Below are 24,692 nucleotides of genomic sequence, written 5' to 3' on the forward strand. Positions count from 1 at the left end.
AAACAGAGGGGGGTGGACGCAGGCGGAGTCAGAGGGAGCTGACTTCGGACGGGGCCGGCGGACGCCAGGCGAGCAGCCGGTGTTCGAGCTTTCCGAGCAGCCACTCCGCGCCGAGCACGATCACCGCGATGACGACCATGGTCGCGAACACGCCATTGGGGTCGAAGTTGTCCTGCGCGGTCTTGATGACCAGGCCGAGGCCCTTCTGCGCGCCGAGCACCTCGCCGACCAGCGCGCCGACGATGGCGAAGCCGAAGGCGCTGTGCAGGCTGGCGATGATCCAGGTGAGCGCGGACGGCACGGTGACGTGCCGGATGATCTGCAGTTCCGAGGCGCCGAGCACCTTGGCGTTGGCGAGGATGTTGCGGTCGACCTCACGCACGCCCTGGAAGGCGTTGAAGAAGACGATGAAGAACACCAGGACCGCGGCGAGCAGGACCTTCGGGAGCGTACCGATACCGAACGCGATCATGAAGATCGAGCCGAGCACGATACGGGGGATCGCGTTGACCACCTTGATGTAGGGACCGAGCACTCCGGAGAGGTAGCGGCTCTGGCCCAGCGCGATGCCGAAGATCACTCCGAAGACCGTCCCGACGGCGAAGCCGATGATCGCCTCCTGGACGGTGGTCCAGATGTCCGCGTAGTAGGACCCGTTCTCGGTGCCCTTCTGGAAGAGTTCGACCAGCCGCTTGGCGATGCCGGTCGGCTGCCCGAAGAAGAACTTGTCGACGATCCCCCAGGCGGTGAAGGCCTGCCAGCCGCCGATGACGATGGCCGCGAGGGCGATACGGCCCGCCCACTGCAGCGCGATGCCCTTGCGGACCTTGCGCCTGGCGGCTGCCGCGGCCGAGAGCTGGGTGCCGTCGTTGGCCTGAGCGGCGGAAGCGGTGGACGTCGTACTCATGCCGTACCTCCTGCGGTGCGTGCGTAGGCGCGCTCCACCTCCTCGCGCAGCGAGTCCCAGATCTGGTGCTGAAGTTCGATGAAGCGGGGCTGGAAGCGGATCTCCTGGACCGAGCCGCGCGGGCGCGGCAGATCGATGTCGAAGACCGCCTTGACCGAGCCGGGGCTGGACGTCATGACGACGACCCGGTCGGCGAGCGCCACGGCCTCGTCGAGGTCGTGGGTGATGAAGATGACCGACGGCCGGATCTGCTCCCACAGGCCGAGCAGTTCGGTCGACATGATCGCCTTGGTCTGCACGTCCAGGGCGCCGAACGGCTCGTCCATGATCAGGATCCGGGGTTCGTTGATCAGCGCCGCGGCCATCGCCACGCGCTTGCGCATACCGCCGGAGAGCTGGTGGGGATAGCGGTCCTCGAACCCGGTGAGGCCCACCCGGCGCAGCCAGTCGCGTGCCGAGGCCTGGGCCTGCTGCTTGGGTACACCGCGGAAGACGGGACCCATCAGCACATTGCCGAGGACGGTCTTCCAGGGCAGCAGCGCGTCGGCCTGGAACATGAAGCTGACGCCGTCGGTGACGCCGTCCACCTCACGGCCCCCCACCTTGACCGAACCCTCGCTGGGCCGGTCGAGCCCGGACACCATGCTCAGGGTCGTCGACTTGCCGCAGCCGGTCGGACCCACCACCGCGCAGAACTGGCCGGGCTCCACGGTGAACGAAACGTCCTGCAGTGCCGTGAACACCTCACCCGCAGGAGTCAGAAATCGTTTGGTGAGCCCGGATATCTCGACTCGTGCGCTGTCCTGGGCGGCCTTCTCGGCGACCGGGCTCACCGCCGCATCGTTTCGCGAAGCCATCTGAGGCCTCTCCTTCCTAACCTCGGAGGTCGAGGAAGGCAGACGCTAAAAGGACACCGGGCGTTACGTCGCTGTTTCAGACGTATCTCGCGTTAGCCGTATTCGAAGGGGTTCTGCTCGTTCTGCTCAGCGGGCGGGGGGTGGGCAGAAACTCCCCGGTGGGACACAATCACGCCACCACGGGTACGGCGAAGGGGCCGGGCCCGGCAGCACGACAAGGGCTTAAGGCACCTGTGATGCCCATCCGTATCCGGATCGGCCGCGGCGGGAAGGGGAGGCTCTCCGCGCGGATCCTGGCCAACCAGCTGGCCATCCTGACCCTCACCGGAGTCATCGGCTTCATCCTGTTCGCGTTCGCGCAACGGGCCGAGATCGACCGAGCCTACGAGGGGCGGGCATTGGACATCGCCCAGACCACGGCCGCCGACCCGCAGATCCGGCAGGCCATGGCGCACGGGGGCGGCGACGGCATCGTGCAGACCGTCGCCGAGCGGATCCGCAAGGCGTCGGGCGCGTCCTATGTGGTCGTGCTCGACCTGCACGGCGTACGCCACTCCCACCCCGACCCGGCGCTGATCGGCGAGCCGACGGGCGACCAGATCGTGGTCCTTGACGGGAAGTCGCACGTCGGCACCGACCAGGGCGCCACCGGGCGGTCCGCCAATGGCAAGGCGCCGCTGAGGGCGCCCGACGGCAGGCTGGTCGGCGAGGTGTCGGCGGGCATCCCCGAGCACTATGTGCTGGGCGAGCTGTGGCGCGAGCTGCCCACCTTCGCCCTGTACTCCGCGATCGCCGTCGCCCTGGGCTCGGCCGCCGCGTTCCTGCTGGCCAGGCGGCTGAAGCGGACGACGTTCGGCCTGGAACTCGAGGAGATCGCCGGACTGCTGCAGGACCGTGAGGCGATGCTGCACGGCATCCGCGAGGGCGTCATCGCCTTCGACCCCGACGGCAGGATCACCGTCGTCAACGACGAGGCCCGGGGCCTGCTGGGCCTCGGCACGGCGCTCGGCAGCACGCTCGAGGAGGTGCTGCCCGACGGCCGGCTGCGCCGCGCCCTGGACGGCACCCTGACCGGCGCCGATCTCAATGTGCTGACCGACGACCACTGCCTGGTGGTCAACCGGATGCCGGTGACCCTGCATGGGCGTGAACTGGGCGCGGTGGTCACCGTGCGCGACCGCACCGAGCTGATCGGGCTGCTGCGCGAACTGGACTCCGTACGCGGGCTGACCGACGCCCTGCGCGCCCAGCAGCACGAGTTCACCAACCGTATGCACACCCTGGCCGGGCTGCTGGACATCGGCGATCACGACGCCGCCTACGCATACGCCGTCGAGTCGGCCGGCGCCGACCAGGCGCTGACCGAGTCCGTACGCGAACGGATCGGCAACCCGCTGCTCGTCGGACTGATCGTCGCCAAGACCACGGTGGCCGCGGAACGCGGGGTGCGCATGGAACTCAGCGACGACTCCGCGCTCGGCGAGGACCCGCCGCATCTGCGCCGGCTGCTGACCATCGTCGGCAACCTGCTGGACAACGCGATCGACGCGGCGGCCGGAGGACCGCCTGCGGCGGGCGGCCGCGAGGTGCGGCTCTCGTTGGTGGAAGCCGTCGACCAGGTGCTGGTGCGGGTCGCCGACAGCGGTCCGGGGGTCCCGCCGGGCGCCGCCGAGTCGATCTTCGAGGACGGCTGGTCGACCCGGCCCGACCGGGGCACCGCCCGGCGGGGCCTCGGCCTGGCCCTGGTCCACCGACTGGCCGCGCGGCACGGCGGGACCATCACGGTCAGTGAGGGCCCGGGCGCCGTCTTCACCGTCGTACTACCGCTGCCGGACACCACTCGCGCACCACGAGAAGCACAGTTCACGACGGCCTCGCCGACCGGAGGTGACCGCGGATGATCAGGATCCTGGTGGTGGACGACGACTTCCGGGTCAGCGACATCCACCGCGACTACGCCTCCCGCGTAGAGGGCTTCGAGGTGGTCGGCCGCGCGGCGACGGTGGCCGAGACCCTGGACGCCGTGAGCGGCCTTCACCCCGATCTGCTGCTGCTCGACATCTTCCTGCCGGACGGCAGCGGACTGGATGTGCTGCGGCAGCTCAGCGGGGACGCGGGCGGCGCCCGGCCCGACGCGATCATGATCACCGCGGACCGGGACATCACCTCGGTGCGGACCGCCATGAAGCTCGGTGCCGTGGGCTACCTGGTCAAGCCGTTCGGCGCCGCCGACCTGGCCGAGCGGCTCACCGCCTACCGCGAACTCCAGCACCGCGTGGACGCCCTGGGCCTCGCCCCGCGAACGGACCAGGCCGACGTGGACGCCCTTTTCAGCGCCGCCCGCCCGCCGGCCGTGCCCCGGGTTCCGGCCAAGGGGCACTCCGCGCCCACCCTGGCGCTCCTCCACCAGGTGCTGCGCACCGCCCAGGAGTCCCTGTCCGCGGCCCAGGCCGCCGAACTCACCGGCGTCTCCCGTGCCACGGCCCAGCGCTATCTCTCGTACCTGGTACGGGAGGGGATGGTCCGGCTCGAACTTCGCTACGGAACCACCGGCCGTCCCGAACACCTCTACCGGATCGTCCGCTGAGCCGGGCACCCCGGCCCCCTCACGTCCCGGGCAGCGGCCTGACCGTGAGAATCTGCTGGGCGTGTCCGACCGGGCCGTCGACGTCGTGCAGGACGGTGCTGGTGAGGCCCTGGCCGGACGGGCCGAAGGTGACCGAGGTGTCCAGCCCGGTCCAGGAGCCCTGCGGCTGACGGTGCAGATGGACGGTCAGATCGACGTTGGGGAACATCCACGCGCCGGGCGGCTGCCGGACGGCGATGCCGTTGGCGGTGTCCACCAGGGCGAGATACGACGCGAGCGGGGTGACCGGAACGCCGGCGACCAGGTCCAGGGGTGTGGAGATCCAGGCGGCCGTACGGCCGGGCCGGGGCGGTGCGACCGGGCGGACCTCCACCGAGTCGATGTAGCCGCCGGGCCAGACGTCGGACATCGGCCACGGTGCGAGTGACTCGGGCGGGGCGAGACAGTCCTCGGGGCCACCCGCGACCGCGGAGGTGTCGAGGGCGGCCAGGAACCAGGCACGGGCCCGGACGACCGGGCGGCCGGCGATCCGTACGACGGCTTCGAGGAGCTCGATGGTCCGGCCGGGGCGGACGGTCTCCACCTCGATCTCGCACTCGTCGAGCGCGAGGCGGCCCAGGATGTCGTAGCTGATCCGGGAGAGCACCAGGCCGTCGTCCGGACGGCCGGCCCGGTGGCGGTCGAGGGCGTGCACCACGAGCCCGCCCAGCGGACTGAAGTGCTGCTCGTCCGGCGCCCACGCTCCGCCGGCATGCGTCGTCGGCTTGTAGCGGTGGTCGGCGATGGGCTCGTAGTAGCTGTCGGGGGTCAAGGGTGTTTCTCCTGGAGGGGATTCAAGGGTACGGCGGGTTCAGAGGGCGTTGAGGAGTACGACGTACACGGCGAGCAGTGCGTACCGGGGCGCCGTGCGCGTCGCTCGTGATCGTGCCGTGCAGTGCGGTCACGGCCAGGATGGCGTGGATGCCGACCGGCATCCACGCGCAGGAAACCGACCCAGGGGTGACACAGCGCCTCGACGCCGTCCCCGACTCGCTGCCCGAGGACATCCTGCGGCCCATATGGGCTCACATGAGCCTTCGCATGGTCGACTGGGCCAGACGTCCCCGAGCAGGTCTGCGTAAGATCACGCAGCCCTGTTTTCCCGTTGATGAGGAGGCCCAAGACCAATGACGGACAAGCGTGTTGTGGTGGTCACCGGCGGAGGCACAGGCATCGGCGCCGCAACCGCCCGGCGGCTGCGGGCCGGCGGACACGACGTCGTCATCGGAGGGCGGCGGCCCGAGCCGCTGCAGCGGGTCGCCGACGAAACAGGCGCCGTGCCGCACCCCGCTGATCTCACGGACGCGACCGCCGTGGGTGAGCTCGTCGAGGCCACGGTCTCCCGCTACGGCAGGCTGGACGGACTGGTCCTCAACGCGGGGGTCGGACGCAGTGGCGCGGTGGGAGATCTCTCGGACGAGACATGGGAGTTGGTGATGCGCACCAATGTGACGGGCCCCTTCCTGCTGCTGCGCGCCGCACTCCCACACCTGCTCAAGACCCGCGGTTCGGTCGTTGCCGTCGCCTCCGTCGCGGCGCTGCGCAACGGGGTCGGCAACGCCGCGTACGCCACCTCCAAGGCCGCGCTGCTCCAGCTGTGCAGCTCGCTGGCCGTCGACTACGGCAGCCAGGGGCTGCGCGCCAACACGGTGTGCCCCACCTGGGTACGCACCGAGATGGCTGATCGTCGTATGGCCCGCTTCGCCGAGGAATCCGGACTGGGCGACGGGGTGGACGGGGCCTACGAGGAGGCGACGAAGCTGGTGCCCGCGGGGCGCCCCGGCGACCCGTCCGAGGTCGCCGAGGCGATCGCCTGGCTGCTCTCGCCCGCCGCGTCGTTCGTCAACGGCGCGGTACTCACGGTGGACGGCGGGGTGTCGGTGCGCGACGCGGGAACCCTGGCGTTCGACTTCAGCGTCGAGCGCCGCGACGCCGGTCGATGACCGGCAGCGCTCTCGCGCCGGCTTTCGCGTGAGCTGGGGACGATCAGAGGAGGAGGGTGCGTGAGCACTCAGGACAACGCGCCGGACGAACGGTCCGGCGTTCTCGGCGGCGCGCTGGCGGGTCTGCGCATCGCCGACTTCTCCAGGGTCCTCGCGGGGCCCTACGCCACCATGCTGCTCGCCGATCTCGGCGCCGACGTGGTGAAGGTGGAGCGGCCGGGCACGGGGGACGACACCCGGGCCTGGCAGCCCCCGGCGGACCAGGACGGCACGTCGACGTACTTCCTGAGCGTCAACCGCAACAAGAGGTCCGTCACCCTGGACCTCGCGACCGAGGCCGGCCTGGAACAGGCCCGTGCCCTGGTCGCCGAGTCCGACGTCCTGGTGGAGAACTTCCGTCCCGGCACGATGGAACGACTGGGGCTCGGCCATCGCGAACTCCTCGCCCGGCACCCGGGGTTGGTGTACTGCTCGATCAGCGGATTCGGGGCCGGTGCCGGCGCGGCGATCCCCGGGTACGACCTGCTCGTGCAGGCCGTCGGCGGTCTGATGAGCGTGACCGGGGACGCGGCCGGGGACCCGACGAAGGCGGGCGTGGCACTCGTCGACGTGATCACCGGTCTGCACGCCACGCTCGGCATCCTTGCCGCCCTCCGGCACCGGGACGCCACCGGGCAAGGACAGCGCGTCGAGGTCAATCTGCTCGGCTCGCTGCTGTCGGCCATGGTCAACCAGGCGTCGGCGTTCGCCGTCGCCGGTGTGGTTCCGGGGCGCCTGGGTAACGCGCATCCGAGCATCGCGCCGTACGAGACCTTCCCTGCCGCCGATCGTCCCCTCGCGATCGCCGTGGGCAACGACCGGCAGTTCGCGGCGCTCGCCGAGATCGTCGGCGAGCCCGGTCTCGCCCTCGACGACCGCTTCCGCACCAATGCCGACCGGGTCGCCCATCGCAGCGAACTGAGGGACATCCTGAGCGAACGGCTGGCCGCCGCCGGCGCGGACCACTGGTCGTCCGTCCTGCTGGCCGCGGGCGTGCCCGCCGGACCGGTCAACACCCTCGACGAGGCCTTCGACTTCGCCCGGAACCTCGGTCTTCCCGGCATCGTCGACATTCCCTCCGCGCCCGCCGAGGACGCCGAGGGCACGCCCTCCCGTCAGATCGCGCATCCCATCGCGCTGAGCGGGACACCGGCCCAGTACCGCCTGCCGCCGCCGCGCCTGGGGCAGCACAACGCGGAAATCCTCCACCGCGCGGCCCCCGAGGCCTCCACGCAGGACGATGGGGCCATCTGATTGCTCCCCACGCGGGCACCCGGGCCGCCGGACAAGTCCGGCAAAAAACCGAGAGCGACATTCTGTTCTTGCGGTCAAGTGCACTCCAAGTCCTAGAGTCACGCTTCCGACCCGCCCCCGCCTGCGACGGAGCATCCCCATGCGTTATCGAGTCCTCGGCAAGACCGGCATCGAGGTCAGCACGCACTGCCTCGGCACGATGATGTTCGGGGCCGTCGGCAATCCCGACCACGAGGACAGCGCCCGCATCATCCATGCGGCCCTCGACGCGGGCATCAACTTCGTGGACACCGCCGACATGTACTCGGCCGGCGAATGCGAGGAGATCGTCGGCAAGGCTCTCAAGGGCAGACGCGACGACGTCGTGCTCGCCACGAAGGTGCACTTTCCGCTCGGGGAGGGACGCAACCGCAGCGGCAATTCGCGCCGCTGGATCCTCAAGGCGGTCGAGGACAGCCTGCGGCGGCTGGACACGGACTGGATCGACCTCTACCAGGTGCACCGCCCCGACCACACCACCGACATCGAGGAGACGCTGTCCGTCCTCACCGACCTGGTCAGGGCCGGCAAGATCCGGACATTCGGCTGCTCCACGTTCCCCGCCGAGGACCTCGTCGAGGCCCACCATGTGGCGGAGCGGCGAGGGCTGATGCGGATGCGCACGGAGCAGCCGCCGTACTCGCTCCTCGCGCGCGGCATCGAACGTGCCCTGCTGCCCACCGCGCAGCGCCTCGGCATGGGCGTGCTGACCTGGTCGCCGCTGGTCTCGGGATTCCTGTCCGGTGCCTACCGCGCGGGCCGCCCCGTCGACCTCACCACCGGCCGCGCCAGGCTCACCCCGCACCGCTTCGACCCCGAGGCCCCGGGCAATCCGGCGAAGTTCGCGGCCGTAGAACAACTCGTCGCACTCGCCGAGGAGATGGGCCGCACCCTGCCGGAACTTGCCGTCGCCTTCCCGCTGGTGCATCCGGCCGTCACGTCCGTGATCATCGGTCCACGCACCATGGGCCAACTCACCTCCTTGCTCCAGGGAGCCGACCTGCTGCTCGACGACGCGGTGCTGGACCGTATCGACGAGATCGTGGCACCCGGAACCGATCTCTACCGGGCCGACGGCGTGTGGCAGCCGCAGTCGCTCACCGAGCCCGCATCGCGCAGGCGCCCGACCGGGGAGCGGGCGGCCGCGGATTGAGCGGGCCCGATGTGATCGACCTCGGACGCATCCGCCTGGACTGCGTGAGCCTCGCTCCCGTCGCCGCCCCCGCCCTTCTGCTGGTGCACGGCTGGGGCGGTGACGGCCGGGAGTGGGCGGTCCATGCCGAGGCCCTGGCGGCCCCTTCCGCGTGATCGCCCCCGATCTGCGTGGCCACGGCCGCTCCGAGGTGCCGGAGCTGGGCAACACACCGCTGGATGGCGGACGACCTGGCCGCCCTGGGCGAGGCTCTCGGCCACGGCCCAGTGCCGGCCGTCGGTCACTCCATGGGCGGACAGGTGGTCAACCTGCTCGGCACCCGGGACCACGTCATCGCCCAGGTGTGCGCGGGCATGTACACCGATCCGGGCGCCATCGGCATCCACCCGCACAGCGAGGCGTCCTGCGGCGGCGACCGCAGCGGGCCCCGACGGTATGGACGCAGGCGGAGGCCGCCGGCTGGGAGCGAAGCACGCTGCCTGCATGACCGTCGGGCAGCGATCGACGGCGTATGTCGAACGTGCCTGGTGAGGATGGCGGAGAGCCGATTCCGTGATCCAGAATGATGGGATGCTCACGCTTGAGACTCCCCGTTTGGTCCTGCGTCGCTGGCGCGAGGAAGACGTTGCGCCCATGGCTGCCGTCAATGCGGATCCCGAGGTCATGCGGTGGATCCGTGACGGCAGCGTCCGTGACCGACGGCAGACTCGCGTCGGGATCCAGGCATGGGAGCGCGAGTGGGAGTCACAGGGCTTCGGCCTGTTCGCCGTGGAGATCCGGGCCACCGGCGAGCTGGCCGGGTTCACCGGACTTTCGGTGCCCGAGTACCTGCCGGAGGTTCTGCCGGCGGTTGAGGTCGGCTGGCGGCTGGGACGTTCCCACTGGGGGCAGGGTTTGGCCACCGAGGCCGCTGCGGCCGCTGTGCGGTTCGGGTTCGAAGAGCGAGGGCTGGAGCGGATCGTCAGCATCGCTCAAGTGGGCAACGACGCCTCCGAACGGATCATGACCAAACTGGGAATGCATCCGGTCCGTGAGACCGTCAATCCCAGCGGCGGCCGGCGAGTTCGGGTGTTCGAGTTGTCGTCTGACCTCACGACTGTGGGATGCCGGGAAGCCGAATCGTGACGACGAGGCCGCCGGTGGGGCGGGGTGTGAGGTCGAGGGTGCCGTCGTGGGCCCGGACGATGCTGTGCACGATGGCCAGACCGAGGCCGACGCCGGCGTGTTCGTCGGTGCGTACGCGTTCCGTTCCGCGCTGGAAGGGTTCGGTGAGGGTCGGTACCAGCTCCGAGGGGAGTGGCGGGCCCGTGTTCTCGACCCGCAGCACGCCGGCGTCGTGCTGCGGTTCGGTGTGAACCGTCACGGTGCCGCCGGCGGGATGGTTGTGCACGATGGCGTTCTGGACGAGGTTCGTCACCATCCGCAGGATGAGCGCCGCGGAGCCCACGGTCTGGGTCGGCTCGCCGGTGACGTCGAGCGTGATCCGGCGTTTCTCGGCGAGAGGAAGCAGCGTTTCGGCGGCCTCTTCGGCCATGAGGGAGAGATCGACGGGCTCGCGGGTGAAGCTCCTGGCGTCGGCGCGGCTGAGCAGCAGAAGGGACTCGGTGAGCTTGATCGCCCGCGTGTTGACGGTGTGGAGGCGCTCGATGAGTTCGCCCGGATCCCGCGCGGGGTCGTCGCGGGCGGCGTCGAGGAGTGTCTGGGAGATCGCCAGCGGGGTGCGCAGTTCGTGGGAGGCGTTCGCGGCGAACCTCTGCTGTTCGGCGACGTGGGACTCGAGTTGTTCGAGCATCGTGTCGAACGTGTCGGCGAGTTCGCGGAACTCGTCCTCGCGGCCCTCCAGGCGGATCCGGTGGGACAGCGATCCGTTCGCGGCCATCCGTGCCGCGTCCGCGATCCGGGTGAGGGGTACGAGCATCCGGCCGGCGAGGATCCATCCTCCTACCAGGCCGAAGACGAGGAGGAAGGCCAGTGCCGCGGCCGCGGCGGGGACGAAGCCGCGCAGGGCGTCGGAGCGGGAGAACCCGGTGATGATGACGACGCCGACCTTGCGCTGGATGGCTTTGGGGTCGTCGGTCCGGAGCCAGCGCAGCACGAACACCCACATCACGGCCAGCAGGAGAGCGCCGGTGAGGAGGAGGAATCCGGCGTAGCTGAGGGTGAGTTTCAGTCGGGCGCTGAGCCCTGGGCGTCTATTCATGAGTGCCGCCGGGTGGGGCGCCGGTGTCGATGCGGTATCCGACGCCGGGCACCGTGGCGATGAGCCATGGTTCGCCGAGTCGTTTGCGCAGGGCGGAGACGGTGATGCGGACGGCGTTGGTGAACGGGTCGGCGTTGTTGTCCCAGGCCCGCTCCAGCAGCTCCTCGGCGCTGACGACACCGCCTTCCGCGGCGACGAGGACCTCGAGCACGGCGAACTGTTTGCGCGTGAGCGCGACGTAGCGTCCGTCACGGAAGACCTCCCGGCGGAAGGGGTCCAGCCGCAGGCCCGCGATCTTGCGGACCGGGGGCCGGGCGTGCGCGCGTCTGCGGTCGAGCGCCCGCAGACGCAGGACGAGCTCCCGCAGCTCGAACGGTTTGGTGAGGTAGTCGTCGGCGCCGAGCTCGAATCCGGAGGCCTTGTCGTCGATCCGGTCGGCAGCGGTGAGCATGAGGATCGGGATACCGCTGCCCGAAGCGACGATGCGCCGGGCGACCTCGTCACCGGACGGGCCGGGGATGTCCCGGTCCAGGACCGCGAGGTCGTAGGAGTTGACGCTGAGCAGTTCCAGGGCGGAGTCGCCGTCGCCGGCGATGTCGGCGGCGATCGCCTCCAGCCGCAGACCGTCACGGACGGCTTCGGCAAGGTAGGGCTCGTCCTCAACGATCAGCACACGCATGTGTGCAGCCTAAGCAGCGGAACATATCGCGGCCGTATGCAAAGACGCGCACACGGGTCGCACACCCTGGGCTGCCGATGCCTGCCCGCGACCGGCGGTGGTCCTCAGGTGAGTTCCAGCAGGCCCGGCGGACCGCCTCGGCGACCGCGGCCGCCCTGTTCCGGACCCGAGTTTGCAGTAGGTGCGCACCAGGTGGTCTTGACGGTCGCCTCCGCCAGGTACGGAGCATCCGCGATGGAGCGGTTGCTGTGCCCGTCGGCCATCAACCGGACGACCTCTCTCCCGGAGCGTCAACTCCGGTGCGGGGCTGACGACCTGCCCGACGAGGTCGCCGACCACCTCCGCCGCGAGGCCCAAGCCGCCCTCGGCGGCGCTGCGCACGGCCCGGAACAGGTCCCCCGTCGGCCCTGCCTTGAGGAGGCAGCCGCGCGCGCCGGCCTCCTCCCCGCTGCCGGCCTCCGCGATCACGTCAAGATCGGCTGCCCCCCAGGGGATGCTGGCCCGAATCCGCGTGCCCTGCCCCGGGGCGCTGTCGACAGCCAGGTCACCGCCCTCGCGGTGCAGCCGCTCCCGGGCCGTGGGCAGACCGAACCCCCGGCCCGACCGGAGGGTCCCGGCGAGGTGGGCGGGATCGAAGCCGACCCCGTCGTCGGACACCTCCAGCTCCACCTGGTCCGCGAGATGGCGCAGCGTGACCGACACACTGGATGCGTGGGCGTGCCCGCGGGCGTTCGCCGCGTCGTCCGTGCGGACCGGTGAGCTTGCTCAGAGAGGGAAGCCGCGGTGTGAGGCCAGATTCCCGGCGCAAGGCGCAAGGCGCAAGGCGCGAGGCCCGGCAGCTCGGCCGATCCCTGTGGTCGGGAACGGCGCCTCACCGCTGAGGGTTGCAGTCGTAGAGAGCGAAGGTGCCGGCGGTGCGGCGTCCGTAGGCGGTGGGGCGGATGCGGGTGCAGTGGGACTTCACCCAGGTGGTGGCGGGAGTGGTGGGGCGCTGGGCGGTGAGCAGCGCATAGCGCAGTTGGTCGGTGGTGACGAGGCTGCCGAGTTGCTGGGCGGTGGGGAAGGGGGTGTTGCCGGTGAAGCCGCCCATGACGAGGATGGGTTCGGACTTCGCGCGCAGGAGGGGCTCGGCGGTGTACGCGGCCTGGGTGGCGACAAGGTACTTCTCGCCGTGACGGTGCGCGGTGAGGTAGTCGAGCAGGGCGGTGTCGCGGGCGTTGGGCTCACCGAGCCCTCTCCTTCGCGGAGCGTGGCGGGGATGCGCGTAGTACGACTTGCCGACCGGACCGGCCATCGGCGAGGTGGCCGCGCCCGCGTAGAGCGGATTGAGGCCGGAGACGGCCCAGCCGGCCGGTACCACCAGGGTGGCCGCGATCCCGGCGGCGAGGGCGGCGCGGACCATCCGCGGGGAGGTGCGCGGCCCGCGGCTCCACAGGCCCACCACACCGCACAGTGCGAGCATCACGGCGACCGGCAGCAACCAGGAGACGAACCGGGTCGGCCAGTCGAGCACCAGCGCCCACGCCGCCGTCAGGGTGATTGCCGCCGGGAGCGCCAAGGGCCGCCGGCCGCCCACCTCGTGCTCCGCCTCCGGCTCCGGTTCGTAGTGCGCCTCCGGCTTGGGCTCGTACTGCGCCTCGTACTCCGCTCGGAAGAGCGCGAGCCCGCCGCCGGCCAGCGCGGCGAGCGACGGGGCGATGACGGCGGTGTAGTAGGCGTGGTTGCCGTTGGAGGTGCTGAACACCAGGGTGTGTATGGCCAGCCAGCCGCCCCACATCACAAATCCCGCGCGCAGCAGGTCGGTTCGCGGCCGGCCGGCGCGCCAGACGACGCCCAGGAGCGCGGCGAGCACGGCGAGCGGCAGGAACCAGGCGATCTGCGGCCCGACGGTGTGGTTGATCAGCATGTCCCAGCCGGTGTTCCCCGTGGTGCGACTGGCGGCGGTGCCCGCGACGGCACCGAAGGCGGTGGCATCGCTGCTGAAGCGGCTCAGGCCGTTGTAGCCGAAGACCAGGGTGAACGGATCGTTGTTGGACGTGCCGTCGAGATAGGGGCGGCTCGCGGCCGGCGTCACCCAGGCGATCAGCACCCAGGAGCAGGAGACCGCCAGGGCGACCGCACCGGCCAGCAGGACGCGCAGCGCCCGGTTCAACCGGGTTCCGGGCGCGGCGAGTTGGTAGACCGCGGCGAAGACCGGCAGCACCAGCCACGCCTGCAGCATCTTCGCCTGGAAGGCGAGCCCGACCCAGATCCCGCAGGTGATCAACGGCAGCAGCCGCTCGGTGCGCACCGCCTTCTGCAGCGCTCCGGCGGCCGCCACCAGGAGCAGGGTCAGGGCGGTGTCCGGGATGGTGGCACGGTTGAGGACCACGGTGACCGGGGTGAGGGTGAGCGTCAGCGCGGCGATCAGCGCCGCGAACGGCCCGGCCCAGGCCCGTACGATCCGGTGCAGCAGCCATACGGTGAGCACGCCCTCGACGACCTGCGGAAGCGCGGCCGCCCAGGTGTGCGGGCCGAAGAGCCAGACGGAGACGGCGTCGGGCCAGAAGGCGCCGGGCAGCTTGTCGATGCTGATGGAACCGCTCGCGTCGAGCCCGCCGAAGAAGAAGGCACGCCAGCTCTCGGACATCGACCGTATCGCCGCGCCGTAGAAGGGGTGGAGTGCGGCGTTCCCGATGCCCCAGGCGTACAGGACCGTGGCGACGACCAGTACCGCGGCGAGCGCCGGGCGCTCCCAGCGCGGGGCGTCTTCCGGCGGGCCGGAGCGGCGGCCGGCCGTCCGGCGGCCTCGGTGTGCTCCGGTGGGCCGGGCGGCGGGGATGGCGGTCATGGCAGTGGTCCTCGGATCGGCAGGTCAGGTGAGGCGGCGGTGCACAGGCGGCGGGATCAAGACGGCGGGATCAAAGGCGGCGGGCCGCCCGGAAGCCGCGGGCGTAGAAGTCGGTGCCGTCCAGCAGCGCGTGGCCCGACATGTCGCCCATGGTCGGGCCGTTGGCGGCGGAGCGGCTGGAGTAGAAGCGGTGCCGGCCCTGGTCGTCGAGGCCCATGTACATGCCGCAGTGGTCGATGAAGTCCGGCCGGTCCTTGATGATGGCGAAGAAGACCAGATCGCCGGGTTGCAGGACGCTCAGGTCGGTGGCCTGCTGTTTGCCGCTGTGCGGGATCACCATGCGGCCGGGACCGTCGGCGGCGATGGCGTACGCGCGGCGCGGTAGGCCGGGCCCCTTGGCGTTGGTGTTGTGCAGAGGAATGCCCATCCGGTAGCCCCACACCAGCCGCTGGAAGCCGGAGCAGTCCGCGTCGCCGTACCGGGCCTTCTCCGGCTGCACGCGTGTGCCGTCCGGGAAGGTCCAGGGCAGGCCCAGATAGTCGTAGAAGTCGGACTGTTCGTCGTGGAAGGCGAAGTCCAGCGGGTTGTTGACCGCGGCATTGCGCGGGCCGAAGTGTGCGGTGCCCGCGTAGCGCACGCCGGCGGCGTTGTGCTTGTCGGGCGCCCCGGCGCTGCTGTACTGGAACGCCACCGCGAAGACGTCCGGGCTGGTGTCGCCGAGCGCCTTGCGGAACCAGTTCTTGAACGAGGCGGACTTCTCCATGCCCCGCTGCCACTCGTGCGGCAGCACCCGTACCCAGGCGTCCGTGGTCACCTTGGCCTCGGTGGTCCGCGGCTCGCTGAAGGTGCGGGTGGGTCCGGTGAGTACGGCCGTACGGGCTCCGTCGGTGAACGTGGCGAGCGTGCTGCCGTCGGCGGCACGGACCACGGTGCGGGCGGGCGCGGACAGCCGCTCGAAGGTGTGGGCGCCGGTGGCCCGGGCGCTCGGGCCGGCGCCCGTTTGGTCGGCGACCGTACCGCCGTGGTCGTCGCCGCCCTGCCTGAGGTGGTCCCAGGCGTACCCACCCACCACCCCGGCGGCCGCGACGCCCGCGATCGTTCCGAGCACATTGCGGCGAGTCGGGTTGCTGCGTCGGCCGACGGGTTTGGAGTGCATGGCGATCCTCCTGGAAGTGTGAGGTGAGAGGGGGCTGGGCAGGTCAGCCGGTGGGCAGAGCGCCCATCAACAGGCCGGAGACCAGCACCACGTACGTGCCCAGCGTCACCGCCGCGGTCGAGATGACCGTGGCCGCCATGGGCTGCCGGACCATCTGGTAGGAGATCAGGCCGGGGACGATGAAGCCAAGGGTCTGTGACGTGTACAGCAGCGGGAACTCATGGCTGAGGGCGAGCATCACGGTGGTCTGCATCACCACCGCGCACAGCACCACGGCGGCGAACAGCCGCTTGCCGTAGAGAATCACCGTGCGCTGCAGCAGCTTGGTCATGAAGTACGTGGCTCCCGCCACAACGACCATCAGCCCGGCCATCCGCACGTCGGTGACGAGCGTCAGGGCGATCCAGCCCGGGGTGATCATCCCTCCGGGGGAGAGGTTGGTGGTCAGATAGCAGACGAGCGAGAAGACCAGCCCGAGGGCGATCCCGAGTGCGGCGGTCTGCGGGGTGAGGTTGGCGGGGATCACGGGTTCCTCGTGGACTGGGGCGGATCGTAGGAGTGGTACCGGTCGTCGTGGGAGTGGTGCGGTTCGTCTGCGCTGCTCCGGTCATCGGGCCGGCCCTGGCGGGCGGCGAACCGGCGGGCGAGGTCCCGCTGGTCGGGCATGCGGAAGGCGTACGTCGGTGTCTCCAGCGGTGCCACCCAGCTGTACGGCTCCGGTTCGGGCGGCCGGGCCACCGAGACCCGCGCCCGGGGGATGGCGATCTGCATGGTCTCCTGGTCCAGGCCGTCGCCCTCGGGAACGGCGTCGAGCAGGTCCTCGGATTCGTCCACCGGCAGCTCGGCGAGGCATTCCAGGAACAGCTCGCCCTGACCGTGGATGTTGCCGATCGCCACCAGCGAGGAGGCCGGGCCGAGTTCCGCGAGCATGGCCGCGGTCAGCTCCTCGGGGTCGCGGCGGTCGCCGCCGAGATCCACCACCCGCCCGGGGAAGCCGGCGGGAATGGCATCGCGGGCGCTCCTGGTCGGATGGCCGATCAGGAACACCGTCTCGGCGGCGAGATCGGGGACGATGGCGCCCATCTGACCGTTGCGCTCCACCCGGTCCGGGCGGCAGTTGATGACCACGTTGATCGGCCGTCTGATCGCGCCCAGATCCTCCAGCTGCTTCACGTTCATCAGCGTCGACTCGGGGTCGTTGGCCGCGAAGACGTTGGCGAACCGCAGCTTCTTGCCCTCGGGGGTGACGTAGCGCTCCACCGACAGCACGCCCGGGTCGGGCGGTGCGTCCCACATGCCCTGCATCGCGGTCTGCCGCTCCACGCCGAGCAGTTCGGCGACGGCGAGCGCGATCGCCACGTTCTCCTTGAAGGTGAACCAGCTGAAGCCGCGCAGTTCGGCATCGGTCACCGACTCCGGATCGACCGCGATCAGACGGCAGTTCCGCTTGTCGGCCTCCTCCTGGAGGATGTGCAGCCGGTCCTTCTCCGCCGTCACGCACACCCCGCCCACCGGCATCGAGCGGGAGAGGGAGCGGGCGACGTCGTCCAGCGTCGGCCCCATCTCCTCCAGATGGTCCTCGCGGACGTTGCACAGCACGCCGATCGTGGAACGGATCAGCTTCTCCTGATTGGTCTCCTGCAGCGCGGGCATCACCGCCATGCACTCGATGACCAGCGCGTCCGGCCGGTAGGTCGCCGCCCGCCGTACGATGCCGATCTGCTCGACGATGTTGGAGATGCCGAACTTGCGGTAGATCGGTTCCTCGGTGGCATCCGGATGGATGAACCGGGCCGCGGTGCCGGTGGTCTTGGCCACCGTGACCAGGCCGCCGCCACGCAGCGCCCCCGCGCACAGCCGGGTGATCGAACTCTTGCCGCGGATGCCGTTGACCAGCACCCGCGTCGGTATCTGCTCCAGCGAGGCGAAGTGCCGCCGCTGCTCGAGGGCTCCGGCGATCCACAGCCCGGCGCAGCACATCAGGACGATGACATAGAGGAAGAGCACGCCGATTCCGTCCTTCTACCGCTGGAGGGTGTTCTCACGCAGGGACCGCATGGGCCCGGCGGCGTGGCCGGATCTGGCCGCCCGGTCGCGTTCCGCCAGGGCCTGGCGGATCAGCTCCAGGCTGCGGGTGACCGAGCCGATCTCGTCGTGGTTGACCGGATGCAGCACGGTACGGCGGTCTCCGCCGGCGAGCCGCTCGACGAGCGTGGCGACCGCGCGCAGCGGCCGGACCACCACGACATGCAGCCAGCCCAGGCAGGCCGCGCCCACGGCGAGGGCCAGGATGCCGGCGAGCATGGTGCGCTGCTCGGCCTGCACCGCGGGGATCTGGAGCGCGGCCGCGGGCTCCGCGGTCACCACATGCCAGCCGAGGCGGGCCGTCGGACCGCTCTGCGCCAGCGGAGCGGCGGCGTCGACCGAGGGACCGGAGGACGTGAGGTGCACCGCCGAGGTCGCGGTGCCCGCGGTTCCGGGGGCGCTCTGGGTGGAGCGGGCGAGACGGGTCAGGCCGGGGTCGGGCAGCGACTGGAAAGCCTCGTAGCCCACACTGGCCGCCAGCACCTTCTCGTGGGCGTCCGTCACCCAGACGCTGCCCAGCTTCGGCATGGGCAGGATGGAGTTGAGTGCCTTCACGTCGATCTCGCCGAACAGGACCACCCCGGCCGCCTTGGACTTGCCCTTGACCGCCCGCACCTGGGTGTACGCGGCGATCGCCGGGATCCGGCCCGAGGTGTTGACGGTGGTGATGCCGCCGCCGTCGGGCACATGGACGCGGGTGCGCAGCGGTGTGCCGCCCACCCTCAGCGTGATGCCGCCCGAGCGGTCCAGGAGATACAGCGAGCGGTACTGCCTGTGGTCGGCGAGGGTGTGCTGCAGAACCTCGGTCTGGGCGGCCCGGCTCCTGCCCGGCAGGCCCGCGGCCGCCGTGCTCAGGTCGGTGTACGACTGGTCGAGGGACTGCCGGATCCGGTTCGTGGCGATCTCGGTGCGTGCCTGCTGGGCGGCGAGGACCGGAGCCGGAACCGCGGTCGCGGTGTCCGCCCGGTTCAGCAGGAAGATCATCGGCACCGCCCAGCAGCCCACCACGAGCAAGCCGACCACGGCGAACGCCCGGTAGCCCGGTCCGCGCCGGGCCGGGAACTCCTGGGGGCCGCTCTCGCCGGTCAGTTGCCGGCGCAGTGAGTCCAGCGCCCGTCCGATCCGGGCCAGTTCCCCGAAGCCGTGCACCGGAACCGGCCGGGACAGCTCCGCCGCCGCGGTCGGCCAGTCCTGGGTCGCGCCCCGGGCCAGGCGGCCGGCGGACAGATACAGCCGCAGCAGCGGCCGCTGCACGGAGAAGTACAGCGCCAGCCCGAGCAGCAGCGCGACCCCGGCCAGCGCCCCGGCGGCCTCGAGCGCGAAGCGCGAGTAGTCGGGGGTGGTGGTCGTGGCGGGCACCGCGTGGGAGGTGAGCACCACCAGACCGAGGTGGTCGGTGTCGCCGGGGCCGGTCGTCGAGGCGACCTGGGCCCAGCCGGCCACGGTGCGTCGGCTGCCGGCGGCGGCGCCCAGCAGGCTTCCCGAGGCGTCGGTGTGAGCCCCGGATCCGTGTGCCGCGCGGGCCGCCGCCGCGGACAGGCTGCTGTTGTCGGCGGCCGGCGACGCGTTGCCGTGGACCGCGGTGGCGAGCGCCGTGCCGCTCGCGTCCAGCACTTCGGCGGTGCGTCCGTCGCCGTAAGCCGTCAGGGAGGGGAGCGCCTCGGAGACCACCAGCAGCCACTGCCGCTCGGGCCGGTTCGGGGTCTGGTAGTCCTGGTCGGGGTCCTCCTGCTCGGCGGGCAGCGTGACCCCGGCGAAGTACAGCAGTTGCGGGCTGCCGCCTGACGTCACCAGGCGGGGCGGGACCGCCCCGGACGCCGTCCTGGCGGCGTCCACCCCGGCCAGTGGCACTGTCCGGCCGCCGGCCGCCAGCAGCGTGCCGGTGTGCCGGTCGAGCAGCACACTGCCGAGGACCGCTTTCCTGGCGGAGGCCAGCGCCTTGAGCGTGGTCACGGGGGTGGATGTGCTCGTCGCCGGGTACGCGCTCGCGGTACGGCGTACGGTGCTCGCCTCCGTGTCGATCGCGGTGCGCAGTGACTGCGCGGTGTCCGCGGCGATCTGCTGCTCCTCGTTCAACACGGCCTGCGGGATACCCGCGGTGGGGATGCCGCCGAGGCCGATCACCGTCAGGGCGGCGACCACCAGCAGGAGTACGACAAGGGAGGCCGTCGGCGGGCGCACCCCGCCAAGCATCGGCATATCGGCGCGGCGGCGGATGCGGTGTCGGCGCGGCGCCCGGGGTGCGGAGGGCAGTGGAACTGATCCTTCCTCAACTGGCGTCGAGCGCCCAAATGTTCGAGAGAGCGAACATCTTAGCTCCCGCCTGTCACGTAACCATCACACTTTCGCCTCATGTGACGTACGTGTTAATTCGAATTCACGGGCACACCGAACGGAGGCCATGCAGGCCACCCCGGCACGCGGAAGGGCGGACCTGCAAGCAGGTCCGACCCTTCGAACGCGGGGCCTACAGGCCGGTCGACTCTCCGGTCAGCGGACGAAAGAGATCTCCGGGTACTTGTCGGCCGGTCCGTCGAGCAGCGTGCTGTGCTTGTGGCGCAGCGTCTGGTCGAAGAAGGCAGCGAGGTAGACGCGCTGGACCTGGACCGCCCGGTCCGGGTCGATCGTGCCGTACTGCTGCTCGATCTGATCCTGGGAGAGGCCGAGCAGGCCCGCCTCCTGCGGCACCATCCACTCCTGGTCGCAGAACGACAGGTGCGCTGCGCCATGAAGCTTGATGTCGACCCTGTACCCCTTCAGATGCGACCACAGCGTGCGCCACGAACCGTCGTTGTTGCGGTTGTGGGTGCCGGAGCTGAAGAGCATGAAGGGGCGGTCCAGGTCCTTGCTCGGCGCCGTCCCGAAGAACTGGCCGTCCAGGTCGGCACCGGCGGCGATGCGCTTGTCGAGCTGCATGGCGGTGTCGACCGCCCCACCGCCCAGCGACCAGCCGAACATTCCGATGCGGGACATGTCCACCGACTGCGCCAGACCTGTGGGCAGCGTCGCATGGCCGGCGTCCGGGTTGCCGCCACTGCTGATCTTGCCGAGCGCGTTGATGACGAACTTGATGTCGGCCGCGCGCACCTTGAGCGTGTCGGAGGAGTGGGTACCCGGCGGCATCGCGTTGAGCTCGAGCCGGTTGCCGGGGAACTGCACCTCGTTGGCGTCGTGGGTGTGGTCGACGGTGACGACGAGGTAGCCGCGGCTGGCCAGATCCTGGGCGAGCGCGGTGCCCTGCGCACGGTCCGAGTGCAGCCCGGTCGAGTACAGCAGGACGGGCAGCTTGCCGAGCGAGGTCTTCACCGGGGCGAGGACATGGCCCGCGGTCGTCGGCAGAGTCACCTGCTGCGGCGACATACCGTGCGTGGTGAGGTAGTGGTTCCCGGAGATCGACGGCATCCACGGCGCCTGGTAGTGCCCGGACGTGGCGGTGGCCGGATACCAGAGCGAGACCATCACCTCGCGCTTGCCGCCCACATACGGATCCGTACGGGACGAGTCCACGAGGTGCAGGCCGACCATGCCCACGCTGTTCGGTCCGGTCGGCGCGGGCATCTTGAGCTGCAGACCCGACGCGGCCGTGCGGCTCGACGTGAACGCCTCCGGGTGCACCGACTTCTGGGCCATTGGCCCCTCGTCGTTCTCGGGCGCCCAGTCCGTTTTCGGCTTCGGCTCGGGCTTGGGCTCGTCGGGCGAGAACCCGGTGGCCGTGGGTGTGTCGGACGTCTTCTCGGCGGCCATCGCCGGCGTCATCCCCACACCCAGCGTGACGGCCAGCGCACCAGCCGAACCGACCGCTCTGGCGATGGCTCTACTACGGGGCCGCGGGCGGCGGTGTTTCAATGGAACCCCCTTGTTCGTCAGCGATCGTAGAACGCGCGATCGACTGCCGCATACCGTACAGCCACGGCCGCGGGCGGACTCACGCGCCCGGGTTACTGCCGGGCAGCAGGGCGGCCGCGACGGCGCGAGGAAGCGGGAACACGGGGATGGCGCGGCGCTCGTCCATCGCCTGGTAGCCCTCGGTGACCTGGTCCAGGGGGAGGGTGAGGTCGAAGACCTTGCCCGGATCGATCCGGCCCGACAGGACCCGCTCGATCAGTTCGGGCAGGTAGCGGCGCACCGGGGCGGGCCGCCACGCAGGCCCACCTGGGAGAAGAACAACTTCTGGCCGTCGACCGCGACCTCGTGCGGGATGCCGGTACGGGATTCTCCGAGGTGAACGGCCGTACCACCCACGAAGATCCGCCAATGTTGTGCACTCTGTTGACGGCAGCAAAAAAGGGGCCCTACATTCCTCCGCGTGTTCGCTCAGTGCACTGACCGTCTGCTCCGGCCCCGCCCCGCACGCCCGCATCCGTCCCGAGGAGCCGCACGATGCCTGCCGGAACCCGTACCCGCATTCCCCGCACTCGTCTGCGCGTCGCCCTGACCGCCCTGGTCACGCTGGCGTCCGCGGCGCTCACCGCCGTCCCCTCACCGGCCGCCCCGGCGAACACCCCGGCCGCCGGCCACCTCACCGGCACGCTCTCCGACGGTGCCACCTGGATCGCGGACGTACCCGACCACTGGAACGGCACCCTGCTGCTGTTCAGCCACGGCTTCGGTCCCACTGTCGCCAGGGACGCCCCCACGGACGCGGTGCGCACCGAGCTGCTCGCCGAGGGCTATGCGATGGCCGGTTCGTCGTACGACCCGCATGGCTCGATGTGGGCTCTGAACAGCGCCGAACGGGACCAGTTCGGCACGCTCGACGCCGTCACCGCGAAAATCGGGACGCCGCGGCGCACCCTGGCCATCGGCCAGTCCATGGGAGGGCTCGTCAACGCGCAGATCGCCCGCGACGGCGGCGGGCGCATCGACGGCGCGCTCGGCCAGTGCGGTCTGGTCGCGGGCGGCACGGATCTGGACAACTACCAGCTGGACGCCGAGTACACCCTTGCCCGCCTGCTGCTGCCCGGACAGGACGTGAAACTCGTGCGGTTCGGCACCTCCGCCGAGGCGTCCGCCACCGCCGACCTGCTCACCAAGACGGTCACCGCGGCGCAGTCCACCCCGCAGGGCCGGGCCCGGGTCGCACTGGCCGCCGCCTTCCTCAACCTGCCCGCCTGGTCGCCCGGAAAGGACCGGCCCGCCGCGACCGACTGGGCGGGCCAGGAGGAGCAGCAGTACGACTGGTTCGCGCAGGGCATCCTGTCGTTCGTCGAGGGCGGCCGGTATGCCATAGAGCAGTCCGTCGGCGGCAACAACTCCTGGAACCGGGGTGTCAATTACGCCCGTCTGCTGGCCGGCTCGGAACACGCCTCCCAGGTGCGTGCACTCTACCGGGCGGCCGGTCTCGACCTGCGGGCCGAACTGCGCACGCTGACCGAGGGCGCCGCGATCACCGCCGATCCCGCCGCCGTCAGCACCGCGCAGCGGACGTCCTCCGCGGGCCAGGGCCTCGAGGTGCCCTTGCTCGACGTGCACACCACCGCCGACAACCTGGTCCCGGTGCAGCAGGAGAACCGCTTCGCCGCCCGCGTGCGTGCCTCCGGCGACGGCGCGCTGCTGCGCCAGGCGTACGTCGAGCGACAGGGCCACTGCGCGTTCACCACCGCCGAGACCGTGGCCGCCCTGCACGCTCTCGAACATCGCGTCACCACCGGTCGCTGGGACGACGCAGCGACCCCGGCAGCGCTCCAGCGGTCCGCCACCGCGCTCGGTCTGGACGGGGCGGCGTATGTCCCCTACCGCCCGGCCCGGTTGACGGTCGGCCGCGACCGCCCGGCGTACCCGACCGGGCGCTGACCCGGGAACCGCTGATGCCGCTCGGGGCACGGCCACGGTCGTGCCCCGAGCGGTGGCGGACTCCCGGAGGCGAGGCGGCCGCACTCCCCGGCGGCCGACCACATCGCTGTCCCGCTCCCGTTTGTGGTGGAGCCGTGATGGTCGGGTCCGGGTGGGCAGACCGACCGGACAGGTGACTACCTTGGTTACCAAGGGACAGGCCGTCCGCGCGGTGTGGGACGGCGCAGCCTTAACGGGGAGCAGGAGTATGAGCAAGCGCGGCACCTTAGGCGGCAGCGCGCACGCCGACCGGGTATTCCGGGTCCAGCGGGCGTTCACCGAGGTCGAAGGGCAGATGCACGGCCCCGGAGAGTTGGCGGAGGTGACCGGCCTTGACGACTCCACCGTTCACCGCATCCTCCAGTCGGGCGTGTATGACGGCATCTTCGCCCGTGAGGGGCACGGTCTGTACCGGCTGGGGGCCGGCGCCGCACGGCTCGGGCTGAAGTCCCTCGCGCACGCGCCCAACGAGCGTGTCGTGCACGCCGTCCTGGAGGATCTGCACACGGCCACCGACGGAGGGCTGGCGTTCCTCTTCGCCCTGGCGCCCTTCGGAGGCGCCGGGAAACAGTGCCTGGACATGGCTGTCGGCACGTCGGACCTGTCCGAACTCGGGATCACCCACAGGGCGTTCATGGAGGTCTGCCGGTCGCTGCGGACCGGCGCCGCAGGGCGTGCCATCCTCGCGTTCCTGCCGAAGGTCATCCAGGACCGTGTCCTGGCCGAACCGGTCCCGGACGGGGCGGGGCCGGGCGCCTACCGCGACAACACACGGCTGCTGGCCTCCCTGGAGTCCGTCCGCAGGGACGGGCTCGCGGCCGACGTCGAGGAGTGGGCGGCAGGCTGGGTCGGCTGCGCGGCGCCCGTCCGGTGGGACGGGTTGATCATGGGGTCCGTGGCCGTGCTGAAGCCCGGGCACGACATGTCGGCGTGGCCCGGATCCGCTGTACGGGCTGTGCAGCGCGCCGCCGCGCGCTTCACTCCGGCGGACGACGACGGGCCCTGGTCGGCGGAGGCCCCGGGCTCGTACTGAGCGTTTCCTTGTCCGACGTCCAATGAGCGCAAAGGCCTGGCGAATTCGCCGTACCGGAA

21 protein-coding genes and 1 pseudogene are annotated in these 24,692 nt (G+C 70.9%); 9 read left to right on the forward strand and 13 right to left on the reverse strand.

Translation table 11 applies throughout. The features are described 5' to 3' along the window. Positions 1-28: 28 nt before the first annotated feature. Both ACFY1U_RS21645 and ACFY1U_RS21650 read right to left on the reverse strand, forming a co-directional pair. Positions 29-907, reverse strand: a complete 879-nt coding sequence (locus tag ACFY1U_RS21645) for an ABC transporter permease (protein ID WP_390695737.1) — start codon at positions 905-907, stop codon at positions 29-31. After that, on the reverse strand, positions 904-1,764 hold the full coding sequence (locus ACFY1U_RS21650; protein ID WP_390695738.1) for an ABC transporter ATP-binding protein: 861 nt from the start codon (positions 1,762-1,764) through the stop codon (positions 904-906). Before ACFY1U_RS21650 ends, ACFY1U_RS21645 begins: the two co-directional genes overlap by 4 nt. Positions 1,765-2,000: 236 nt before the next feature. On the opposite strand from ACFY1U_RS21650, the gene ACFY1U_RS21655 reads away from it, so the two are divergent. Beyond that, positions 2,001-3,665, forward strand: coding sequence for an ATP-binding protein (locus tag ACFY1U_RS21655; RefSeq protein ID WP_390695739.1), 1,665 nt, complete (start codon positions 2,001-2,003; stop codon positions 3,663-3,665). Then, on the forward strand, positions 3,662-4,351 hold the full coding sequence (locus ACFY1U_RS21660; RefSeq protein WP_390695740.1) for a response regulator: 690 nt from the start codon (positions 3,662-3,664) through the stop codon (positions 4,349-4,351). Before ACFY1U_RS21655 ends, ACFY1U_RS21660 begins: the two co-directional genes overlap by 4 nt. A 19-nt stretch (positions 4,352-4,370) precedes the next feature. On the opposite strand, the gene ACFY1U_RS21665 is transcribed toward ACFY1U_RS21660, so the two are convergent. Continuing rightward, complete coding sequence (locus ACFY1U_RS21665) at positions 4,371-5,162, reverse strand: thioesterase family protein (RefSeq protein ID WP_390695741.1); 792 nt, start codon at positions 5,160-5,162, stop codon at positions 4,371-4,373. A gap of 355 nt (positions 5,163-5,517) precedes the next feature. Between ACFY1U_RS21665 and ACFY1U_RS21670 the strand changes: the two genes are divergently transcribed. From ACFY1U_RS21670 to ACFY1U_RS21690, 5 genes are all read left to right on the forward strand, one after another. Then, positions 5,518-6,333: an SDR family NAD(P)-dependent oxidoreductase gene (locus ACFY1U_RS21670; protein ID WP_390695742.1), complete on the forward strand. Its 816-nt coding sequence runs from the start codon at positions 5,518-5,520 to the stop codon at positions 6,331-6,333. A 60-nt stretch (positions 6,334-6,393) separates the two neighbouring features. Then, positions 6,394-7,626 carry a CaiB/BaiF CoA transferase family protein gene (locus tag ACFY1U_RS21675; protein ID WP_390695743.1) on the forward strand — a complete coding sequence of 411 codons (1,233 nt, stop codon included), beginning with the start codon at positions 6,394-6,396 and terminating at the stop codon, positions 7,624-7,626. 139 nt (positions 7,627-7,765) lie between these two features. Further along, complete coding sequence (locus ACFY1U_RS21680; RefSeq protein WP_390695744.1) at positions 7,766-8,818, forward strand: aldo/keto reductase; 1,053 nt, start codon at positions 7,766-7,768, stop codon at positions 8,816-8,818. Continuing rightward, positions 8,815-8,973 (forward strand): hypothetical protein, encoded by a 159-nt coding sequence (locus tag ACFY1U_RS21685; protein WP_390695745.1) that lies wholly within the window; start codon positions 8,815-8,817, stop codon positions 8,971-8,973. Before ACFY1U_RS21680 ends, ACFY1U_RS21685 begins: the two co-directional genes overlap by 4 nt. 415 nt (positions 8,974-9,388) lie before the next feature. After that, positions 9,389-9,943 (forward strand): GNAT family N-acetyltransferase, encoded by a 555-nt coding sequence (locus ACFY1U_RS21690; RefSeq protein ID WP_390695746.1) that lies wholly within the window; start codon positions 9,389-9,391, stop codon positions 9,941-9,943. Here the strand turns inward: ACFY1U_RS21690 and ACFY1U_RS21695 are convergent. The 10 genes and pseudogenes from ACFY1U_RS21695 to ACFY1U_RS21740 form a co-directional block, all read right to left on the reverse strand. Beyond that, a complete protein-coding gene (locus tag ACFY1U_RS21695; RefSeq protein WP_390695747.1) occupies positions 9,909-11,018 on the reverse strand; it encodes a sensor histidine kinase in 1,110 nt (369 codons plus the stop codon). The two genes, ACFY1U_RS21690 and ACFY1U_RS21695, sit on opposite strands and share 35 nt — an antisense overlap. Next, positions 11,011-11,697, reverse strand: a complete 687-nt coding sequence (locus ACFY1U_RS21700) for a response regulator transcription factor (protein WP_390695748.1) — start codon at positions 11,695-11,697, stop codon at positions 11,011-11,013. The genes ACFY1U_RS21695 and ACFY1U_RS21700 overlap by 8 nt, the downstream gene beginning before the upstream one ends. Positions 11,698-11,706: 9 nt before the next feature. After that, positions 11,707-12,399 carry a sensor histidine kinase gene (locus ACFY1U_RS21705; RefSeq protein WP_390695749.1) on the reverse strand — a complete coding sequence of 231 codons (693 nt, stop codon included), beginning with the start codon at positions 12,397-12,399 and terminating at the stop codon, positions 11,707-11,709. Between the two features lie 169 nt (positions 12,400-12,568). After that, a complete protein-coding gene (locus tag ACFY1U_RS21710; RefSeq protein WP_390695750.1) occupies positions 12,569-14,527 on the reverse strand; it encodes an ArnT family glycosyltransferase in 1,959 nt (652 codons plus the stop codon). A gap of 70 nt (positions 14,528-14,597) precedes the next feature. Further along, the gene (locus ACFY1U_RS21715; protein WP_390695751.1) at positions 14,598-15,683 is read right to left on the reverse strand and encodes an NlpC/P60 family protein; all 1,086 of its coding nucleotides are present in this window, start codon (positions 15,681-15,683) and stop codon (positions 14,598-14,600) included. 43 nt (positions 15,684-15,726) lie between these two features. Further along, positions 15,727-16,209 (reverse strand): poly-gamma-glutamate biosynthesis protein PgsC/CapC, encoded by a 483-nt coding sequence (locus ACFY1U_RS21720; RefSeq protein WP_390695752.1) that lies wholly within the window; start codon positions 16,207-16,209, stop codon positions 15,727-15,729. After that, a complete protein-coding gene (pgsB, locus tag ACFY1U_RS21725; protein ID WP_390695753.1) occupies positions 16,206-17,690 on the reverse strand; it encodes a poly-gamma-glutamate synthase PgsB in 1,485 nt (494 codons plus the stop codon). The genes ACFY1U_RS21720 and pgsB overlap by 4 nt, the downstream gene beginning before the upstream one ends. A gap of 15 nt (positions 17,691-17,705) precedes the next feature. After that, positions 17,706-19,949 carry a HAMP domain-containing protein gene (locus tag ACFY1U_RS21730; protein WP_390695754.1) on the reverse strand — a complete coding sequence of 748 codons (2,244 nt, stop codon included), beginning with the start codon at positions 19,947-19,949 and terminating at the stop codon, positions 17,706-17,708. Positions 19,950-20,258: 309 nt separating this feature from the next. Then, positions 20,259-21,524: an alpha/beta hydrolase family protein gene (locus tag ACFY1U_RS21735; protein ID WP_390695755.1), complete on the reverse strand. Its 1,266-nt coding sequence runs from the start codon at positions 21,522-21,524 to the stop codon at positions 20,259-20,261. A 169-nt stretch (positions 21,525-21,693) separates the two neighbouring features. Next, positions 21,694-21,971, reverse strand: a pseudogene (locus ACFY1U_RS21740) (hypothetical protein); the annotation flags it as partial. Between the two features lie 177 nt (positions 21,972-22,148). Between ACFY1U_RS21740 and ACFY1U_RS21745 the strand changes: the two are divergent. Both ACFY1U_RS21745 and ACFY1U_RS21750 read left to right on the forward strand, forming a co-directional pair. After that, on the forward strand, positions 22,149-23,561 hold the full coding sequence (locus ACFY1U_RS21745; protein ID WP_390695756.1) for an alpha/beta hydrolase: 1,413 nt from the start codon (positions 22,149-22,151) through the stop codon (positions 23,559-23,561). 247 nt (positions 23,562-23,808) lie between these two features. Continuing rightward, positions 23,809-24,633: an IclR family transcriptional regulator gene (locus tag ACFY1U_RS21750; protein WP_390695757.1), complete on the forward strand. Its 825-nt coding sequence runs from the start codon at positions 23,809-23,811 to the stop codon at positions 24,631-24,633. Positions 24,634-24,692: the final 59 nt, after the last annotated feature.

The sequence above is a fragment of the Streptomyces sp. NPDC001351 genome (assembly GCF_042896045.1).
GTDB lineage: Bacteria > Actinomycetota > Actinomycetes > Streptomycetales > Streptomycetaceae > Streptomyces.

Coding starts and splice junctions, on each gene's coding strand:
- ACFY1U_RS21735 (WP_390695755.1), bottom strand. CDS start 21,524: ATGACGCCGGCGATGGCCGCCGAGAAGACGTCCGACACACCCACGGCC.
- ACFY1U_RS21715 (WP_390695751.1), bottom strand. CDS start 15,683: ATGCACTCCAAACCCGTCGGCCGACGCAGCAACCCGACTCGCCGCAAT.
- ACFY1U_RS21680 (WP_390695744.1), top strand. CDS start 7,766: ATGCGTTATCGAGTCCTCGGCAAGACCGGCATCGAGGTCAGCACGCAC.
- ACFY1U_RS21660 (WP_390695740.1), top strand. CDS start 3,662: ATGATCAGGATCCTGGTGGTGGACGACGACTTCCGGGTCAGCGACATC.
- ACFY1U_RS21650 (WP_390695738.1), bottom strand. CDS start 1,764: ATGGCTTCGCGAAACGATGCGGCGGTGAGCCCGGTCGCCGAGAAGGCC.
- ACFY1U_RS21745 (WP_390695756.1), top strand. CDS start 22,149: ATGCCTGCCGGAACCCGTACCCGCATTCCCCGCACTCGTCTGCGCGTC.
- ACFY1U_RS21645 (WP_390695737.1), bottom strand. CDS start 907: ATGAGTACGACGTCCACCGCTTCCGCCGCTCAGGCCAACGACGGCACC.
- ACFY1U_RS21670 (WP_390695742.1), top strand. CDS start 5,518: ATGACGGACAAGCGTGTTGTGGTGGTCACCGGCGGAGGCACAGGCATC.
- ACFY1U_RS21700 (WP_390695748.1), bottom strand. CDS start 11,697: ATGCGTGTGCTGATCGTTGAGGACGAGCCCTACCTTGCCGAAGCCGTC.
- ACFY1U_RS21690 (WP_390695746.1), top strand. CDS start 9,389: ATGCTCACGCTTGAGACTCCCCGTTTGGTCCTGCGTCGCTGGCGCGAG.
- ACFY1U_RS21710 (WP_390695750.1), bottom strand. CDS start 14,527: ATGACCGCCATCCCCGCCGCCCGGCCCACCGGAGCACACCGAGGCCGC.
- ACFY1U_RS21750 (WP_390695757.1), top strand. CDS start 23,809: ATGAGCAAGCGCGGCACCTTAGGCGGCAGCGCGCACGCCGACCGGGTA.
- ACFY1U_RS21655 (WP_390695739.1), top strand. CDS start 2,001: ATGCCCATCCGTATCCGGATCGGCCGCGGCGGGAAGGGGAGGCTCTCC.
- ACFY1U_RS21695 (WP_390695747.1), bottom strand. CDS start 11,018: ATGAATAGACGCCCAGGGCTCAGCGCCCGACTGAAACTCACCCTCAGC.